The organism is Alistipes sp. i18-0019-D1 (assembly GCF_042852885.1).
In the GTDB taxonomy this organism is placed as follows: Bacteria; Bacteroidota; Bacteroidia; order Bacteroidales; family Rikenellaceae; genus Alistipes.
In genome coordinates, this window is the sequence record NZ_AP031424.1 from 1,455,283 (window position 1) to 1,473,924 (window position 18,642).

The 18,642-nt window shown below is 51.4% G+C and carries 12 protein-coding genes; 4 read left to right on the forward strand and 8 right to left on the reverse strand.

The features are described 5' to 3' along the window. Positions 1–99 precede the first annotated feature (99 nt). Together mef(En2) and lnu(AN2) are read left to right on the forward strand one after the other, a co-directional pair. On the forward strand, positions 100–1,305 hold the full coding sequence (gene mef(En2), locus ACGHP5_RS06150) for a macrolide efflux MFS transporter Mef(En2) (RefSeq protein ID WP_005786079.1): 1,206 nt from the start codon (positions 100–102) through the stop codon (positions 1,303–1,305). 24 nt (positions 1,306–1,329) lie between these two features. Next, positions 1,330–1,842, forward strand: a complete 513-nt coding sequence (gene lnu(AN2), locus ACGHP5_RS06155; protein ID WP_004308783.1) for a lincosamide nucleotidyltransferase Lnu(AN2) — start codon at positions 1,330–1,332, stop codon at positions 1,840–1,842. Positions 1,843–2,289: 447 nt separating this feature from the next. Here lnu(AN2) and ACGHP5_RS06160 read toward each other — a convergent pair whose 3' ends face one another. From ACGHP5_RS06160 to ACGHP5_RS06195, 8 genes are all read right to left on the reverse strand, one after another. Beyond that, on the reverse strand, positions 2,290–2,643 hold the full coding sequence (locus tag ACGHP5_RS06160; protein WP_004308780.1) for a nuclear transport factor 2 family protein: 354 nt from the start codon (positions 2,641–2,643) through the stop codon (positions 2,290–2,292). Positions 2,644–2,731: 88 nt separating this feature from the next. Next, a complete protein-coding gene (locus tag ACGHP5_RS06165; RefSeq protein ID WP_004308779.1) occupies positions 2,732–4,135 on the reverse strand; it encodes a hypothetical protein in 1,404 nt (467 codons plus the stop codon). A gap of 211 nt (positions 4,136–4,346) precedes the next feature. Then, on the reverse strand, positions 4,347–5,306 hold the full coding sequence (locus ACGHP5_RS06170; protein WP_007842328.1) for a toprim domain-containing protein: 960 nt from the start codon (positions 5,304–5,306) through the stop codon (positions 4,347–4,349). Positions 5,307–5,522: 216 nt separating this feature from the next. Beyond that, entirely contained in the window at positions 5,523–6,599 is a 1,077-nt protein-coding gene (locus ACGHP5_RS06175; RefSeq protein ID WP_007852816.1) for an AAA family ATPase, read from the reverse strand. Positions 6,600–6,613: 14 nt separating this feature from the next. Beyond that, positions 6,614–6,922 (reverse strand): DUF3853 family protein, encoded by a 309-nt coding sequence (locus tag ACGHP5_RS06180; RefSeq protein ID WP_007842330.1) that lies wholly within the window; start codon positions 6,920–6,922, stop codon positions 6,614–6,616. A gap of 223 nt (positions 6,923–7,145) precedes the next feature. Next, positions 7,146–8,165 carry a hypothetical protein gene (locus tag ACGHP5_RS06185; RefSeq protein ID WP_007842331.1) on the reverse strand — a complete coding sequence of 340 codons (1,020 nt, stop codon included), beginning with the start codon at positions 8,163–8,165 and terminating at the stop codon, positions 7,146–7,148. A 10-nt stretch (positions 8,166–8,175) separates the two neighbouring features. After that, the gene (locus ACGHP5_RS06190) at positions 8,176–9,468 is read right to left on the reverse strand and encodes a YhcG family protein (RefSeq protein WP_007842332.1); all 1,293 of its coding nucleotides are present in this window, start codon (positions 9,466–9,468) and stop codon (positions 8,176–8,178) included. A gap of 66 nt (positions 9,469–9,534) precedes the next feature. Beyond that, a complete protein-coding gene (locus ACGHP5_RS06195) occupies positions 9,535–10,818 on the reverse strand; it encodes a site-specific integrase (RefSeq protein WP_021992115.1) in 1,284 nt (427 codons plus the stop codon). A 505-nt stretch (positions 10,819–11,323) separates the two neighbouring features. On the opposite strand from ACGHP5_RS06195, the gene ACGHP5_RS06200 reads away from it, so the two are divergent. Beyond that, a complete protein-coding gene (locus ACGHP5_RS06200; protein WP_390568187.1) occupies positions 11,324–16,009 on the forward strand; it encodes a translocation/assembly module TamB domain-containing protein in 4,686 nt (1,561 codons plus the stop codon). Then, positions 16,006–18,318, forward strand: coding sequence for a BamA/TamA family outer membrane protein (locus ACGHP5_RS06205; RefSeq protein WP_390568188.1), 2,313 nt, complete (start codon positions 16,006–16,008; stop codon positions 18,316–18,318). Before ACGHP5_RS06200 ends, ACGHP5_RS06205 begins: the two co-directional genes overlap by 4 nt. Positions 18,319–18,642 lie beyond the last annotated feature (324 nt).

Sequence of the window (18,642 nt, forward strand, 5' to 3'; positions counted from 1 at the left end):
TCAGGAGTGGATTATAATACAAGTTTTTTGTGTGGATAGAATTTCGTTTTGCTTAATGTACGAAAGTACTTATCTATAAACGCATGAAATATTAGCACAATGAATCATTGGAAATCAACTTTGGCCGTGATAGGAATAGGCCAACTCATATCTATTTTAACAAGTACGATTGTTGGCTTCTCCATTATTTTTTGGATTAGCAACGAATTTAAATCCCCGACAGCTTTATCTCTGGCTATTTTAGCTGGATTTTTACCACAATTTGTATTAGGCTTGTTTGCCGGGGTCTATGTTGACAGATGGAATCGAAAGAAAACGATGTTTTATTCGGACTTGTTCATCGCGTTCTGTACCCTATGTCTTTTTATTGTGATAACCAAGGGTTATAAAGACCTTTCTTTTTTTTATCTATTGACTGCTTGTCGTTCAATAGGCAGTACGTTTCATGCACCTGCTTTACAGGCAAGCATCCCTCTACTGGTTCCCAAGCACCATCTTGTCAGGGTATCAGGTTTGTACCATTCCATTCAATCCTTCAGTGAGGTGATAGCTCCCGTTGTAGGGGCAAGCCTCGTTGTTTGGCTTCCCATACAGTATATTCTGCTCATAGATGTGATCGGAGCTGTTGCTGCTTGTCTGACCTTACTTTGTGTCCAGATTCCTTCTCTTCAAAAAACGAAAGTTCTTCCAGATTTCAAAAAAGAACTGACGGAATGTTGGCATACCTTGCGGCGTACAATGGGCATTTTGCCTTTATTCGTATGCTTTACGCTGGTGACTTTTGTCCTTATGCCTGTTTTTACGTTATTTCCTTTTATGACGCTTCTGCATTTCAACGGAAACATTTTGCAAATGGGAGTTGTGGAAATGGGTTGGGGCTCAGGGGCATTGTTGGGCGGTTTAGTACTTGCCTGTAAGGCTTTGAAAAGCAAGCAAACATTAGTGATGCATACGGCTTATGTGATATTGGGATTGTATCTGATTAGCGCCAGTTATTTACCATCAAGCGCATTTATAGGTTTTGTTTGCCTAACATTTACAGGAGGCATAGCCTATTCCATTTACCATGCGCTTTTCATCGCTATTATTCAGCAGAACTTGGCTTCGGACATGCTTGGACGGACTTTTTCTCTCATCTTTAGTTTGAGTACCTTTCCATCAATGCTGGGTATCGTAGCTTCAGGATATTGGGTGGAAGCATGGGGTATCACATCCGTCTTTATGATCAGCGGATGGGTTATCTTTCTGATTGGAGTGGGTGCAAATTTTATTTCTTCAATCAAGCAGTTGGATAATTACGCATAGTATTATTTATTAAAGAATTATTATATGACAAAGAAAGAACACACTACGATTACAGAGTTATTTCAAGTTTTGGACTTGTTGGAAAGCCTGGACATGCAGTTTTGGTTGGATGGAGGCTGGGGAGTGGATGTCTTGTACGGACAGCAAACCCGCTTGCATAGAGATATTGACATTGATTTTGATGCCAATTATACAGACCAACTCCTTGATCTTTTGCAGGAGAGAGGATATCAAATTGAAACAAATTGGTTGCCCACCCGTGTGGAACTGTATAGCAAAGAATTAGGCTATATTGATATCCATCCTTTTGTCTTGAATGCGGACGGCACTTCCAAACAAGCCGACTTGGATGGAGGCTGGTATGAATTTCAACCGGACTATTTTGGAACAGCAGTCTTTGAAGGCAGAAGCATCCCTTGCATTTCTGCAAAAGGGCAACAAGTATTCCATTCGGGCTACGATTTAAGAGAGAAGGATATTCACGATTTATCTATAATTAAACAATGTATAACAACAATGAGCCTAACAATTAGATAAGAACAAGAAAATGACAGAAAAACAAATTGTCTGGTATATCTTACTTACAGAAGTAAAGATAGACAGTGACACCCAGTCTGTCACATCCCTGAGTGTAGCTCCATTGGCAGTCTTGCCGGAATTCCAGCGTAAGGGAATTGGGGGGGGGATGTTGATTCAGTAAGCCCATCAGAGGGCAGCACTTTTGGGTTACGGCACAGCAGTCGTATTGGGGCATAAAGAGTATTATCCTCGATTTGGCTATCGCAAGGCTATCGATTTAGGAATTGAATTTCCTTTCGAAGTCTCTCATGAATATTGCATGGTGGCTGAATTAATACCTGGAGCTACTGAGAATGTGAAAGGTATGGTTTGTTATCCAACTGACTTTAAATAGTTTAACAAGTAAAATTCATTATATAACTCGGACTGGGTATTTCAATTTCCCAGTCCGTATTCTGATAGTACTTATTCAATTGGAAGATTGTGTTGCTTCAAGAATGAAAGTTTATCCCAATACCCTCTTTGAAAGACGATTTTGTTATCTTTTACATGAAAAAATCCGCATCCACGAAGTCCAAGAGAGTCTTTCCATTCCATGATAGCCCATTCGCCATCTTCAAAAATATTTTCCACCATACAAACCATTTTAGCAGTGGCAAATTCATTCACAAACATTTTGTAGATTGATTCTTTACCTATTATTGGTTCGTTTGCGACTTGATGATTTACTGCATTAGTAGCATACAGCTCTGCTATATGATAAGCATCTGCTTTGTTAAAGCAATCTATCCATTTTTCCAAAACTTCTTTAGGCTTCATTTTTTATAAATTCTTAGGATTTTGATTCTGTAATAAAAACAATCTGTTTGGATGCATAGATACTTGATTTTATTAATAATAGGCTATTCTATATTCTAAATCCTCTGGATTTTTGCTCTCTCTGCACCGAGTTACGTAGATTCTGCTGTAACTTTTCCCATTGTTCCTTAAACCATTGTACTATGGGTTGTCGGTTTATGGTCAGCATAAGCTTACCACTATCCATCGGATGTTTCTCAACCCTAAAAATATCATTCTTGATGTCAAATTTCCACCTGTGTTCTTCGGAATAAATTTTGCCACTACATTGTATGGATTCTTTCTTTGTCAAGAGGTTTTCTATCATGTCTTTGGTAAACCCGATAACAGCGCATAATTTTTCCATTCTCAACATCTCTTTGAACATGGGAAACCATTTGTGGGCTTTTTCAAGCAAGGTGCTCAATCGTGATATTTCCTTGTCTTTGGCTTCAAGTTCTTGATTATGTATTCTTTGAAGATTACGAATTTGTCTGCTATGCTGTTCCTGTATTTGTTGTATCTGAATTTTTAATTCATCAGTAGCTTTGTCCCGTTTGGTAATTTCCTGATGTAGCTGCTCGATGTGATGTTCCAGTTCTTTCAGCTTACCGCTTCCGAAAAGAGAACCTACACCGCTTGCTATGGCGGTAGCAGCATTGGTGGCTGTTTTCTTTAGTTTGTCCGTGCGTATCTCTGCTTTTACCTGTTTGAGTTCCTGTTCGGCAAGGCTTACTTGTTGTTCCTTGTGTCGCTTGGTTTCCTCTATACGTTGCAGTTCGGCTTTCTGCTTCTCAATGATGAAATCATTTCGTTCCAGATGCTCTTTACCTGTGACAGCTTTTGCCTGTCCACGTTCCATCAGGAGAATATCGGAAGCAAGGGTCTGCATGGTTGCCATATCCTCGTCATTGAGCTTTCGGCTCTTTCCAGTTTCATGGTTCATCCAGTCGAATACGACATGAGCATGATAATTTGGTTTGAACCATCTGTTACCGACTTGGAAGCTCTCCTTGTCTTCTGCTTCCGGCTGACCGTTCAGCCAATGCCCTTCGTCTTTATGCAGGAAAATCTGTAGCGGAGTGATGCCCCAGCGTCTTTGGCACTCTTCACCGAATTTGCGTACATCAGCCAGTGTGGTGTCCGGTCTGATAAGCAATACTCCTTCACGGATGGGTGAGCATCCCGCCACCTTGATAATCTTTCCATTCTTTCCCTTGCGTTCCCTTTCCTTTTCCTGCATGGCACGTCCGGTCTTTTCCTTGACCATTTGCTTGATATTGTCATAATGAGTTCGCAGTTCGGGAGTGCCGAAGTCGGGATTTATCCACTGTTCGTTATCGGTGGAAAGTTCGGGAACGACATAGATTCTGGACTCCCCGATATTACGCATATACTCGGCAGTCCTTCGGTTGTGTGCCTCGCTCGATGCGATGTTGCAAGGCTTGATATGTATGCTTGATTTTGTTGCCATAGCTTCTTTCCTTTGTTTACAATTGATTTACTTTGCTCGCTTTCGCAGAGGGGTTCTTAGGGGTAACCCATAAGCGGAGATTGCAAAGAGAGGGTCACTCTTTGCTCGGGGTTCTCAGGGGTGAAACGCCCTGAGTGGGTCATTAGGGCAAAGCCCTAATCCCCTCGGGAGAGCCCACAACTACGAAAGCGAAGCGTGTAGTTATAGTGGGCTATAACCGGAAGCCTTTCGGTTTCTTGGATAGCGTATCATTCCTCTTTTCGACAGATTGCGCTTGCTCTTTCCTATCGGCTATTCGTTTCTGTAAATATTCGTTCAGATCTTTACATCCACTGTAGATTTGCGAGGCGTCACGTATATACCGGGTAGCATCATACTCCTTTCGGATTTGCTGTATTGCTTCCATTCCTGCACGGTCATTGTCAAAGAAACAGTGGATGCGCTCATAGCTTCCCAACGGATAGAGTGCCTTGGGAACATTGGCTACGGAATTAAGAACTATGTAATCCTGTCTGTCGAAGTCGGGTGATTGCGGACAGCTTTCCAGCCTTAAAGTAAGAAAGGAAAGGTAATCCATAAATCCCTCAAAAACGTAACATGTACTCCTTGGTTTTCCTGACTGTCTGATATGGGATATTTCTTTTGGTGCGATACATCCCTTGAAATATCGGTTGCGAATTTCATATCCGCCTGATATGTTCGGAAAGGCAATGGCGAAATACCGTTTGCCGTTGTGGGTGAAACGGGCTTCCTTACATTCTCTTTTCGCCAGTGCCGTGTTTATCCCTCTTTCCTGTAGGTAGGCAAGCAGGGCAGGAGAAGCCAGCAGCACAATGTCCAATTGCTGAAAACTCGGTTCGGAAAATGATTGCTTGCCAAAAGAGAAAGACACGGGACGTATGTGTGGTATCTGTTCTTCGATTTTCTGTAGAAGATAAGGCACATAGTCGGAACAGTAGAGTTCCTGTGCCAGTGCGATGATATTTCCACCTTTGCCGATTGCGAAATCATACCATTGGTTGCGCTCGGTATTTACTTTGAACGAGGGTTCTGTCTCTTCCCGTAACGGGGATTTGTACCATAGGTTAATACCTTGCTGCTTGACGGGAGAATATCCCAAACTGTACAGAAAATCCGCTATCCTGATTTGTTTTGCTGTCTGTATATCCATAATAAGATGAGTGTTTGAATAATGGTTGGAATATTTATTTCTCTTTTCGCCCGTACTTTTTTATGAAGTACGGTCTGTATAATCACTTCACTTTATCTTCGTATATATAGGATACGGTAATAAAGTGAAGCGCTTTTCTATTCCCTACAACCGCTTCGCTTTATTCTTAATATATAGACCTGCCGAATAAAGTGAAGTGATTACAGGTTATACGGTCTAATAGTGAAAGTCCGGCTTGAACGTGTATTTCCTGCCGTTCTCCTGTACTATCATCCGTTTGTTCCGGAGCATGGTGATAAGTGATACCGCTTTTTGATGGTTCAGTTTTACACCTACCGACATATATGACTTGATTAAGGAGGTTTCCAGATCCTTGTAGCCGTATTCCTCTTTCAGTCCGAAAGCCGCTTCCAGTGCTATGCGGTGCTGCTGTTCGCTAATATGTCTGTAAGGGTCAAACTTTTCCTCTTCCGGTCTTCCGGGTTTCTTCGCTTCGGGTCTGTACCCCTCTATGAGTTCAGGCAATGCATTGTCGTTGATACGGAAAGCGAAAGGCTCGAAATCCATTGCACGGATGTGCATGGCTGAAACATTGCTTATATCCCCGTTGCTCTTGTCCTTTTCCACCAGCAGAACGGTTTCCGCCTTGTTGTTCAGCTCCGTACCGATATGCCCTCTTGCGTTTTCATCGCCTTTGTTCTGGTGGAGTATCGTATGGATGTGTATCTGCCTGTCATCCGTCCACTGCATCAGTTTGGATATAATGCGTGTCGATTCTCCCGGACTGTTGATGTCATATACCATATCACGGATGCCGTCTATGATTACAAGCCCTATGTCCGGTGTATTATAGATAGCCTGTTCGACAATCCTGATACGCTGTTCGGGCGTGTATTTCCTCAAAGCGAGAAACTCCAGATGTTCATTGTCCCTGTCATCAGGAAGACCAGCAAGCCGTAAAATACGTTTCATGACTTTCAGACAGTGATAATGGCTTTGTTCCGTGTCCACATAAAGAATCTTCCTTTTTTCTTCCGGTAGTTCCGCAACATACCGCAGTACCGTACCGTTTTTCAATGCGGCGGCTACGATAGCCGATACATTGAAAGTCTTTTTACTCTTGGCTTTGCCGATGGATGCACTGAAATTGCCCAGTGTACCAATGACCGAACCTTGCACTTTTAGAATCTCAGGTGCTTTTTCGTAGATTTTCGACAGACTCAGGCGTGAAGCTTGCCAAAGGATTATTGCCTGTTCTGCCGAAATCTCCTTTATTTCTTTCATATAGTCCATAAGCATACCTCCCATTATTTCCGTCCTCCTGTTTTCTTCCCGGCAAGCTCAAGAGCCAATTCCGCATCTACGATAATCTTGCGCCCTATCTGGGTAATCGCCTTGTCTATCTTACCGCTTTTCTTTATGCGGTTGGCAGTGGGCAGACTGCACCCGAACAGTTTGGCTATACCGAGTATTCCGTACACATACTTCTTTTCCGTGTCTGTAACGGGTTGCGGCAATGCTTCGGCCTGACCTGAAGCGTGCTTACTCAGGAATATGAATTCTTCGCCTGTCATCTGCCAGACGGGTTTTGATAATAATTCTTGGATATTTGTCATCGTCCAATCTATTTAGTCGTTAAACAATCAGCCCTGCGCACTGGCTGTTATTTCTGTTCTCGAACGATGCAAAATTAGGTAGGGTTATGAGTGGTAAGGATGGGGACGGTACAAACTGAATATCATTGTATCTTATTGAATATCAGAAAATAAAAATACCACTCAAAAATTATTTTGAGTGGTAAAAGTGGAACTTTCGTAAAGTATCAGGATATATTACGGATTATCTGAATATATGTTCCATTTCCTTGGCGAAATTTTGGTTGCTGTCACTGGGGAAATCTGAAACAGGCTCCTTGTACTTGGATTTGTAGTAGCTGTCGTCAATATCCAGCAGTTTCAGTATTCTGTCTTTCCATTTGTCCCTGTCCTGTTTGGAGAGTTTCTCGCTCATCAGGAATATCAGATAGCATACACGTATTTTCTCTCTCGGTTTTATTTTCAGCTTACAGTTGCAGGGGTGAAGATTCATATTGGCATAGAAATCCAGTGCGGAAATTTCTTCGAACTGTTCTCCTATGCACACCTCATGAATGAGCGAAAGTAATTTCATGCTGAAATATTCCTGTTGTTCTTCTGTCGTTTCCTGCTGACTGATTGGCTCGCTTGATTTATTCTCTTGCTTTCCGTCAGGAATGTATTTCTTCAATATATCCAGAAAAAGGCAGCTTTGACGGTATATGTCCGCACAACAGTTCTTCATGTATTGGAATGCCTCTGTTCTTGCAGCCTTTTGCTGATCATAGAGTTTGTTCAGTTTGGCTTTTTCCCTGTCATATTCAGCCTTGCAGCGTTCATATTCTTTCTCTGCCTGTTTTTCCTCTTCGGCTGTATGCTCCCTGTAACCAATGGAATCATACCTGTTGTTGGCTTCATTCAGCGGCTTGCTCAGACTTCTTGTAACATCCAGCTGGGCTTCAATTTCCTGAGAATACCTTTCCATGTGCTGATAGCAAGCACGTTCTATGGCTCTGTCACTTAACGGGCGTATCTCATAAGCCTGTATGCTCTTTTCTATTTCAGTTTTCAGGCTGTTGAGTATCAAGGTGTATTGCTCTTTTTGCTTGTCAAGCACCAGTTCAAGGATAGCGGCTTCAAAGGATTTCATGTCATTATACTCCTGATAGAAATCCGATATGAATTTCTGCCTGTCAAAAGAAAAAGCGTAATTATCTATATAGTCTCTGTATATTCTGTTGAGTTCTCCATATTGGGGAATCATCGTCTGTATCTTTCCTGCCATATACTTTATATTATGGGTTCTTGTCCTTGTCAAGGAATAAGGTCAGTTCTTCTTCCACTTCTTCTATACTCGGTAGGGCAGATTTCAGATTTTCGGGTACTGCCTTGCTCAATTGATAGTCGCTGATACCTATCGGCTGGTCATATCCAGCCAAGGCATATTGTGCCACGACCTCATCCTTACCCCTGCACAGCAAAAGACCGATGGTCTTGTTATCATTTTCTCCCCTCAGTTTATCATCTACAACATTGATATAGAAATTTAACTGCCCTGCATATTCCGGTTTGAATGGCGTTGCTTTCAATTCCACGACAACATAGGCATGGAGCTTGATATTATATAGGATCAGGTCGGCGAAAAAGTCACTGTCCCCAATCTGGAAATGTTTTTGTCTGGCAACAAAAGCAAAGCCGTTACCCATTTCCAGCAAGTAACGGGTTACATGCTTTACCAACTGTTCTTCTATATCCCTTTCGTCAGCCTTTTCCTTTGCTCCTGCCAAGTCAAAGATATACGGGTCTTTTAACAGATAATTGGCAAGATCGCTTTGAGGTGCCGGAAGTGTGGCAGTGAAGTTGTTTACCTTGTTACTCTTGATTTGTCTGTCATACAGATTACTTTCAATCTGCATTTTCAGCACATTACTGCTCCAACCCATTTCTACAGATTGTTTCATATACCAATACCTTACGCCCAATGGTAGCGGATTATTGAGTATGACCATATGGCTTGCCCAATTTATTCTTGCAATCGGTGACGCCAAGAATAAATCTTCTATATCCTCTATTTTTATTTTATAGATGGTTGCTACTGTTTTTGCTACATTCTGAAATTGCGCAGGAACCTCCTGCGTAATTTCTAAAGATTGATTATCAGCTGATTGTATTTGCGCAGTAAGCTCCTGCGTAAATTGTCCGCTATTGAGCTTAAGGACTTCATTAGTAATGTTTTGAATATTTGGGACCGACAGTATTGAATCTGCTTCAATAAAACTACGAAGTACATTTAACGGATATAAACGGGCAAACTGGCACATATAAGTAAGATTACGTTCCGAATATCCCTTCTTTTCAGGATAATTGAATCTGATTGCCTGTGCCAATTTTTTGATAATTTTACCACCCCACCCATGTAGGTGTTGGTGGTACAGTATATAATTCCCCATTTTCCAGTAATGGAACAACATCTGGGCATTGGCTGCGGTAATGAGTCGGACTTGTGCCTGTTCTATTTCCGAACCGACAGCATGGACAAAGGCATCAAAATGACCTTTCTTTATATTATGTTCGTTGTTATTTTCCATATCACTAACTATTACTTAACAAAGATAACTCTAATAATGGATAATCTGTGAAACTGACTGATACTTTTAGAGTTGGTTAAACTTGTTCATTGCATTGGCCTTAATATCGTCTGCTATGTCAATGTAAGGCTTCATGGCTTTATAATCACTGTGCCCTGTCCATTTCATTACAACCTGTGCAGGAATACCGAGAGCCAGTGCATTACAGATGAATGTCCTTCTTCCTGCATGTGTGCTGAGTAATGCGTATTTCGGTGTAACTTCATCTATACGTTCATTTCCTTTGTAGTAGGTTTCACGTATAGGTTCGTTAATTTCTGCCAGTTCTCCCAGTTCTTTCAGATAATCATTCATTTTCTGATTGCTGATAACAGGCAATGCCATGTGGTTTTCAAAATGGATGTCCTTGTATTTTTCAAGTATGGCTTTACTGTACTTGTTCAGTTCAATACTCAGACTATCTGCCGTTTTAACGGTGGTGACTTCTATATGGTCGGACTTGACATCACTTCTCTTTAGGTTACGAACATCTGAATAACGCAGACTGGTAAAGCAACAGAACAGGAAAACATCCCGGACACGTTCCAGATACTGTTTGTCTTTGGGTATCTGATAGTCTTTTAGTCTGTTCAACTCTTCCCATGTCAGGAAGATTACCTTCTTGGGGGTGGTTTTCAATTTCGGTTTGAACGTATCGTATGCTATATTCTGGTGATAGTCTTTCTTGAAGCTCCATCGCAGGAACCATTTGAGGAATCCCATTTGTTTACCGATGGTACTGTTTCTCATGTCTTTTTTGTCACGCAGGAAATTGATATACTCGTTCAATCCGAACTCATCGAAATATTCAAAGGTCACATCTTCCTTGAACTCCTTGAGGTGATTTTTAACGGCTGCAAACTTTTCGTATGTGGATTCAGTCCAGTTATTCTGATTGCCGCATTCTTTTACAAATTCATCGAACACCTCCCAAAAACTTATCTGTGCTTCTTCCTGCTGTTCTTCGTTGGCATTCTTCATCCGCAGGTTGAATGCATCCTTTAGTTGTTGGGTAGTTGGCATGGTTTCCTGTACCTCAAACTCCTTGAACACATTTTGAATTTCGGCATAGTATTTCAGCAGATCGGCATTGATTTCAGATGCACTTTGCTTTAATTTGTTGGTACACCCGTTCTTTACTCGCTGCTTGTCGGAATCCCATTTGGCTACATCGATGCGGTAACCCGTTGTAAACTCAATGCGCTGGCTTGCGTATATGACGCGCATACGGATGGGGACATTCTCCACAATTGGCACACCGTTCTTTTTCCGGCTTTCCAATGCAAAAATGATGTTTCGTTTGATATTCATAATTGGGTGCGTTTGAAATTCTACACCCAAATATACACCCAATATTTGGAATAGCAAAAGATATTCAGAAAGATTTAGATTTACTATGTATTCCAAATTGTGTGTGATTATCAGTAATTTGCAATTTTATGATATTTCTTGAATGTATAGGTTCGAGAGCCTGTCTCTCCGCCAGGAGAGGCTGAATATCAGCAAAATGCACCGAAACGTCCGGCTTACAAGGCCGGACGTTTTTCTTTCCGGTCCCGCTCACGCCACAGCCGCTCCGGCTTCCGTCCCCGGCGTCCCCACCGTTCCCATCGTCTCCACCGTCTCCGGCCGGACAGACCGGGAAGAACGCCGGGAAATGCCTCGAATAGGCCCGTTTGTTTGGGAACGTCCCATTGCCGAATCGTCGGTTTTTTGTAATTTGCGGCGATTTTACCGCTTTGCGGCAAAAATACACGCGCAATCGCAGGCCGGCGGCCTGTCTTTTGCCGGATTCCGGAACACGCTGTTTCCATAAATGCTGAAAAAGATTCTCAAACATACGCTCCGGACGCTGCTCGTCATTCTCCTCGTCCTGCTGCTGGTCCCGGCGCTGCTCTACGTTCCGGCCGTCCAGGACCTGGTCCGTCGCCGTGCCGTCGCCTATGCGTCCCGGACGCTCGGCATGGAGGTCTCCGTCGAGAGCATCCGCCTCGCCTTCCCGCTGCGGCTGACGGTGGACAACACCCTGTTGGCCGACGGGGCGGACACGCTCCTTCGCTGCGGAAGGCTTTCGCTCGACGCCGCCCTGTGGCCGCTGATCCGCAAAGAGGTCGTCATCCGGAACTTCGCGCTGGAACGCGTCGCCGCCCACTACAAGGACACCTTGGCGGGCATGAACCTGCGCGTGGCTGCGGGAGCGTTGTCCCTCGAAGCCGCCCGAGCCGATCTCTCGGCCAACACGGCCGGCATCGCCCGGCTCGTCCTGGCCGACGCGGACATCCGGCTGGACCTGACCGAAGCGGCTCCCGCCGGGAAAAAGGACAGCACCGCCGCCCAGCCGTGGACCGTAGGGCTCGACCGGATCGCGGTCTCGAACCTCGCCTTCGGGATGCGGACCTCCCCCGCAGTCTCCGAACTCTCCGTCCGCCTGGCCGACGGGACCGTCGACACCTGCCGGGTGGGGCTGGAGAGCCAGCAGGTCTCCGTGAAAAGCGTCCTGCTCGACCGGGGCGCCTATTCCTACCTCACCGGACCGGCCGAAGCGGAAAACGAGGCTCCCGCCAAGACGGCCGAACCGTCCGCCCCGTGGACCGTCCGGGTCGGCAGCGTCGCGCTGACCGGCAACAGCGTCGAATACGGCCGGCTGGGCCACCGTCCCGCCGCGGGGTTCGACCCTGCGTTCATCTCCCTCGCGCCGCTCGACCTCACGATCGATTCGGTGTACAACCGGGGTGCCGACATCGCCCTGCAAATCCGCCGGATGGCGTTCACCGAACGCTGCGGGCTTTCGGTCCGCGACCTGACCGGACGCGTCGGGATGGACGCGTCGGGCATCGTCCTCTCGGGGTTCGACCTGCAAACCGCCTTCTCCCGGATCCGGGCGGAACTCTCCGCCGGAGCCGGAATCCTGAAACTGGAGCCGTCATCGCCGCTCGACGCCGCCCTTTCGGCCGACCTGAATACGAAGGACCTGAAATACCTCTCCCCGGAGGCCGTCCCGCCCGTGCTGGACGACCGGATCGTCCGGCTGACGTTCTCCGCGACGGGAACGCTGGGCGACATCGAAAAGACGCAGCTGGAAATCTCGTCGCCCGGACACCTCGGCCTCAAAGCCGACGCCGCGGCGAAAAACCTGCTCGACACCGAACGGATGGAGGCTTCGGCCCGCTTCGAAGGCGACTTCCGGGACCTCTCGTTCCTCAAGGCGCTGCTCCCCGACACGGCCCTGCGGCGGCGCGTGGCGATTCCGGCCCTGATCCGGCTCCGCGGCTCCGCCGGGGCGGACAGGGGCACGTTCTCGACGGCTTCGACACTCTCGGCCGACGGCGGCGAACTTTCCGTGAAGGGGCGGTTCAACCCCCGCGAACAGCGTTATGACGCTGCGATCCGGGCCGACAGCTTCCCGCTCAACCGTTTCCTCCCGGCCGATTCGCTGGGGATCGTCGACCTGACCCTGCTGGCCCGCGGCACGGGCTTCGACCCGCTGCTGCCCCGGACCCGGACGAGCTTCCGGGCACAGATCGACCGCGCGGAGTTCGGCGGCCGCGATTTCGGGGGCATCGAACTCGACGCAGAACTCGACAGCCAGCGCCTTTCGGGACGAATCTCCGACCGCGACGAAGCGCTCCGGCTGCTGCTGCTCGTCTCCGGAACGCTGACCGAACGGGAACAGCGCGTCGGCCTCTCGGGCAGTGTCTTCGGGTTCGACCTGGCGGCACTGGGCGTCACCCCTGAGCCGATCGGCGGATCGTTCACGCTGAATGCCTCCGCATCCGCCGCCGGAAAGGGCGCCTACGCCGCCCGCATCGCGCTGGACAGCATCGAAATCCGGAACAGACACCGGACGGACCGCATCCGTCCGACGAGCGTTTCGCTGCGCACCGACTCGGCCGCAACCCGGGCCGAAGCGGTTTCCGGCGACCTGTCGCTGACCTTCTCCACACCCCAGTCCGCAGACTCGCTGATCGCGGCGCTGACCCGGAGCGCCCGGACGCTGGCCGGACAGATCGACACGCAGAGCGTCGACATGGAGCAGCTGAAACCCGCGCTTCCCGACTTCGCCCTGCGGGTCTCGGCGGGTCCCGACAACATCCTCAACAGCCTGCTGAAATCCCGGAAAATCGCCTTCGACAAGCTGAACGCCGAAGGGATGAGCTGCGACTCGCTGCCTGTTTCGGTCCGCCTGCGCACGGAGGGACTGACCTACGGGAACGTGGTCCTCGACACCGTGACGGCCGACATCCGCCAGAACGGAAAACGGTTGGAATACGTCCTCGGGCTGGCGAACGCCCCCGGGAATCTCGACAACATCGCCCGGGCCGGACTGTACGGCCACCTCGTGCGGAACACCGGGCAGGTGAACCTTTACCAGCGCAACCGCGCCGGCCGCGAAGGGTTCCGTTTCGGGCTGGACGTGACGTGGACCGACAGCCTGATCCGCGCAAGCGTGACGCCTTCCGACCCGCTGTTCGGCTTCGAGCCGTGGACGGTAAATCCCGGCAACTACCTCATATACCGCTTCGACAAGCGCGTGGAGGCCGATCTCGACATGACCCACGGCGACCAGCGGTTCGCGATCCGCACGCCCCCGGGCGGCGGCGCATCCGGCGACATCCGCCTCGACATCGCCGGACTGAACATCGGCCCGGCCCTGGGACTGTTCCCCTCGGCCCCGCCCGTCGACGGCGTGCTGGGCGCGAACCTGGCGCTGAACCTCGCGGCGGACAGCCTCTCCCTCCGGGGCGGGGTCTCGGTGGCGGAACTGACCTACGACAAGCAGCGCTTCGGCAACGTCGATCTCGGACTGTTCTACAAACAGGACCGGGGACACCTCGCCGACGCACGCCTGACGCTCGACGGAGCCGAGGTGCTGGCCGTGCAGGGGGACTACCGCGAGGAGCGCGAAAGCCCGCTCGACCTGACGGTGACCGTCCCGGGCTTCCCCTTGCAGCGGGCCAACGTCTTCCTGCCGGCCGACCTGCTCCGCCTTTCGGGCAGCCTGCAGGCCAGGGTCCACGCGGGCGGCACTCTTGGGCGGCCGAAACTCGACGGAGGCGTGCGGTTCGCCGGGACCGACATCCGCGTCCCGATGATCGGCACGTCGTTCGGCCTCTCCGCGGATACGATCCGCATCGCCGGCAGCCGCATCCTGTTCGACGACTACGCGGTTTACGCCCCGAACAAAAGCGCGCTGACCGTCGGCGGCGAAATCAGCCTCGCCGACTTCAGGCGCATGACGGCCGACCTCGCGCTGCGGGCCTCGGATTTCCAGTTCGTCGACGTGGCCCGCAAGGCCGGCACGGCCGTCTACGGCAAGGCCTACCTCGACCTCGGTGCCACGGCCAAAGGTCCCGTGGACGAACTCGTCGTCCGCGGCAACGTCGCCCTGCTGGGCGGCACGGACATCAGCTACGTCATGCAGGACTCCCCGATGGACGTGAAGGAACGCCCGCAGAACGTCGTGACGTTCGTCTCGTTCAGCGAGCTGGACACCCAAACCCCGGACGACACGCCGCAGGAGGTGCGCATCGGCGGCATGGACGTGCTTGTCAACGTGGACATCAACAATGACGTGCAGGCCGCCGTGGACCTCTCGGCCGACGGCAGCAACCGGATCGACCTCCGGGGCGGCGGCAACCTCACCTACACGATGAACCCGCTGGGCGACGTCCGCCTGTCGGGCAAATACGTGCTTTCGGGCGGAAGCGTGCGCTACAACCCGCCCGTCATCTCGCAGAAAATCTTCAAAATCACGCCGGACAGCTACGTCGAATGGATCGGCGACATCGCCGACCCGGCCTTCAACATCACGGCCGTCGAGACCGTCCGGGCCAACGTCTCCTCCGACGGACAGGACGCCCGGCCGGTGAATTTCGACATCTCGATCAACATCCGCAACTCGCTCAACGACCTGGCGATCAGTTTCGGCCTGGCGGCTCCCGAGGACCTCACCATGCAGAACCAGCTGAACTCGCTGACGGCCGAGCAGCGCGCCAACCAGGCGATGAACCTGCTGATCTACAACACCTACACCGGCCCGGGAACGACCGCGAAAGTCAGCTCCGAGAATCCGCTCAACACGTTCATCCAGAAGGAGCTGAACCAATGGGCGCAGAACAACCTCAAGGGCGTGGACCTCACCTTCGGCATCGACTCCCACGGCGAAGACGACCCCAACGGCCAGCGCACCGACTACTCCTACCGGCTCTCGAAAAACCTCTTCAACAACCGCGTGCGGGCGGTCATCGGCGGCAAGTTCAGCACCGACGCCGACCCGTCGCAGAATCTCAAGGAGAACCTGATCGACGACATTTCGCTGGAATACATGCTCACCAAACGCGACAACATGTACCTGAAAGTCTTCCGCCACACGGGCTACGAGAGCATTCTCGAAGGCGAGATCACCGAGACGGGCGTGGGTTTCGTCATCCGCAAGAAGCTGTCGCGGCTGGGCGATCTGTTCAAGCCGATGCGTCCCAAAACCAAAAAACCGAAAAAATGAGTCCGCAGCGCATCCGAAATATCGTTCTGTCGCTCTGCACCGTGCTGCTGGCGGCCTCCTGCTCCACCACCCGGCGGCTGGGGAGCGACGAGGTGCTGTATACGGGCGTGAAAAAGATCCGCATCAAGCCGGATTCGGGGGTCGTGCTCACCCCGGCGGCCGAGTCGGCGGTGAAGGAGCCGCTGTCGGTGGCACCGAACAATCCGCTTTACAGCCCCTATCTCCGCACCCCGCTGCCCATCGGGCTGTGGGCCTACAACTACCTCTACACGCCCAGGGAGAAAGGATTCAAATACTGGTTCTACAAGCGGCTGGCCAAGCAGCCGGTGCTGATCTCCAAGGTGCAGCCGCAGCTGCGCACGAAGGTCGCCGAGCAGGTCCTCGAAAACTACGGATACTTCGGCTCCCGCGCCGCCGACTCCCTGCTCTACCGCAAGCACGGCCGCAAGGCGAAGGTCTGGTACACGCTTGGCATCGCACCCGCATGGCACTATTCGTCGATCGCCTACCCGCAGGTCGACGGGGGCCTGAAACACCTGATCGACAGCCTGCATGCCACCTCCCTGCTGCGCGTCGGGGCGCAGTACAACCTCGACTCGCTCACGCTCGAACGCAAACGCATCTCCCAGCTGCTCCGCAACCGGGGCTACTACTATTTCCGTCCCGAATACCTGGAGTACCTGGCCGACACGACCGCCGGCCGCCGGCAGGTCGCCCTGCGCCTGAACCTCCTGCCGAACGTTCCGGAGGTAGCCCTCATGCCCTACCGCGTGGGCGACGTCACGGTCCGCCTGACCAACATCAAACCCGGTCCTGCGGATACGCTGCACCTGCCGGGCGCAACGGTCATCGCCCAGCGGCCGCTGAAAATCCGGCCCCGGGTCCTGTCCCGCACCCTGACGCTCCGGCCCGGACAGCTCTTCACCGTCGACGCCCAGAACCGGACGCAGACCGACCTCAACAAACTGGGAATCTTCCGCTCCGTCAACCTGAGCGTCACGCCGCTCGACTCGCTGCGCGGCTCCGATACGCTCGACGTGGAGATCGACGCCCGGTTCGACTACCCGCTGGAGGCGGCCCTGGAGACCGACGTGACCTCGAAGTCGAACAGCTTCATCGGCCCGGGCGTCACCTTCCGGGTCAGCAACAACAACCTCTTCCGGGGCGGCGAGGTCCTCTCCGTGAAACTGAACGGCTCCTACGAATGGCAGACGGGCAACAAGAATTCCGGGGGACGCTCCTCGCGGCTCAACTCCTACGAACTGGGGCTGAACGCCAACCTCGACATTCCGAGGCTGTTGCTGCCCCGGAGCATGACGCGCCGTCAGAAATACCCGGGGAGCACGTCGTTCCAGCTGGGCGTCGACCTGATGAACCGCCCCAGCTTCTTCCGGCTGATCGCTTTCAGCGGTTCGGCGGGCTACAACTTCCAGACCTCCCCGTACAGCCGCCATTCGCTGACGGTCTTCAAGCTCACCTACAACAAACTGCTCCACACGACCGACTCCTTCGACCGGACGATGGACGAGAATCCGGCCATCGCCATGAGTTTCCGCAACCAGTTCGTGCCCTCGATCAACTACACCTACACCTTCGAGCGGACCTACGGGGCCACGGGCAACCGGCGCTTCTACTGGCAGAACAGCGTCACGTCGGCGGGCAACCTGCTTTCGGGCATCCTGCGGGCCTTCGGCGAGCGGCAGCCCCAGCACCTCTTCGGCAACCGCTTTTCGCAGTTCGTCAAGGAGGTCAGCGAGGTGAAGTTCTACCACCGCATCGGCCGCCGCAACAACTGGCTGGCGACGCGGTTCCTCATCGGCGCGGGCTATGCCTACGGCAATTCCGAGGTGATGCCTTACAGCGAACAGTTCTACATCGGCGGCGCCAACAGTATCCGCGCCTTCACCATCCGCTCGCTCGGACCGGGCAGCTACCGCCCGCCCGCCGACGACCGCAACGGCTACCTCGACCAGACGGGCGACTTCAAACTGGAAGCCAACGTCGAATACCGCTTCGGCATCATGGGGCGGCTCAACGGGGCCGTCTTCATCGACGCAGGCAACATCTGGCTGCTGAAGAAAGACCCCAAACGCCCCGGGGCCGAACTCAAATGGAAAGGGCTTCTCAACGACATCGCGCTGGGAACGGGCTTCGGACTGCGCTACGACATCAGCTACCTGGTCATCCGCGCCGACCTCGGCATCGGGCTGCACACCCCCTATCCGAATCCGGACAAGAAGGGCTACTACAACATTTCCAGTTTCAAGGACGGTCTCGGATTCCACCTGGCCATCGGGTATCCGTTCTAAACGTCCGCTCCGTTCCGGCCAGACAAGGCAGGGCAAGGCGGGACGCCCCGCCGACCTACCCGCGCCAACCGTCTCCGGGCGCGCCGTCCTCCGGTATCCACATCCGGCCCTTTGATCCTTTCCGGCCAGCAGGAATACCGGCCGTCACTTCCCGTTCACCGAAATCCCTATCGCCATCCCCGGCGCCATCCCCGGCGCCATCCCCGGCGCCATCCGCATCGCTGCCGCACCTGCGGCATGCCCCCTGGTCTCCGGACAACCGCCCGTTCCGGATAAACCGGCCCCATACGGGCATCTGCATACAATTTCGATGTCCGAACGGGT

What these genes read in the sequence shown, in the direction of transcription:
- ACGHP5_RS06160 (WP_004308780.1), bottom strand. Translation starts at nt 2,643, where the DNA reads ATGAAGCCTAAAGAAGTTTTGGAAAAATGGATAGATTGCTTTAACAAA.
- ACGHP5_RS06165 (WP_004308779.1), bottom strand. Translation starts at nt 4,135, where the DNA reads ATGGCAACAAAATCAAGCATACATATCAAGCCTTGCAACATCGCATCG.
- ACGHP5_RS06170 (WP_007842328.1), bottom strand. Translation starts at nt 5,306, where the DNA reads ATGGATATACAGACAGCAAAACAAATCAGGATAGCGGATTTTCTGTAC.
- ACGHP5_RS06175 (WP_007852816.1), bottom strand. Translation starts at nt 6,599, where the DNA reads ATGGACTATATGAAAGAAATAAAGGAGATTTCGGCAGAACAGGCAATA.
- ACGHP5_RS06180 (WP_007842330.1), bottom strand. Translation starts at nt 6,922, where the DNA reads ATGACAAATATCCAAGAATTATTATCAAAACCCGTCTGGCAGATGACA.
- ACGHP5_RS06185 (WP_007842331.1), bottom strand. Translation starts at nt 8,165, where the DNA reads ATGGCAGGAAAGATACAGACGATGATTCCCCAATATGGAGAACTCAAC.
- ACGHP5_RS06190 (WP_007842332.1), bottom strand. Translation starts at nt 9,468, where the DNA reads ATGGAAAATAACAACGAACATAATATAAAGAAAGGTCATTTTGATGCC.
- ACGHP5_RS06195 (WP_021992115.1), bottom strand. Translation starts at nt 10,818, where the DNA reads ATGAATATCAAACGAAACATCATTTTTGCATTGGAAAGCCGGAAAAAG.
- ACGHP5_RS06200 (WP_390568187.1), top strand. Translation starts at nt 11,324, where the DNA reads ATGCTGAAAAAGATTCTCAAACATACGCTCCGGACGCTGCTCGTCATT.
- ACGHP5_RS06205 (WP_390568188.1), top strand. Translation starts at nt 16,006, where the DNA reads ATGAGTCCGCAGCGCATCCGAAATATCGTTCTGTCGCTCTGCACCGTG.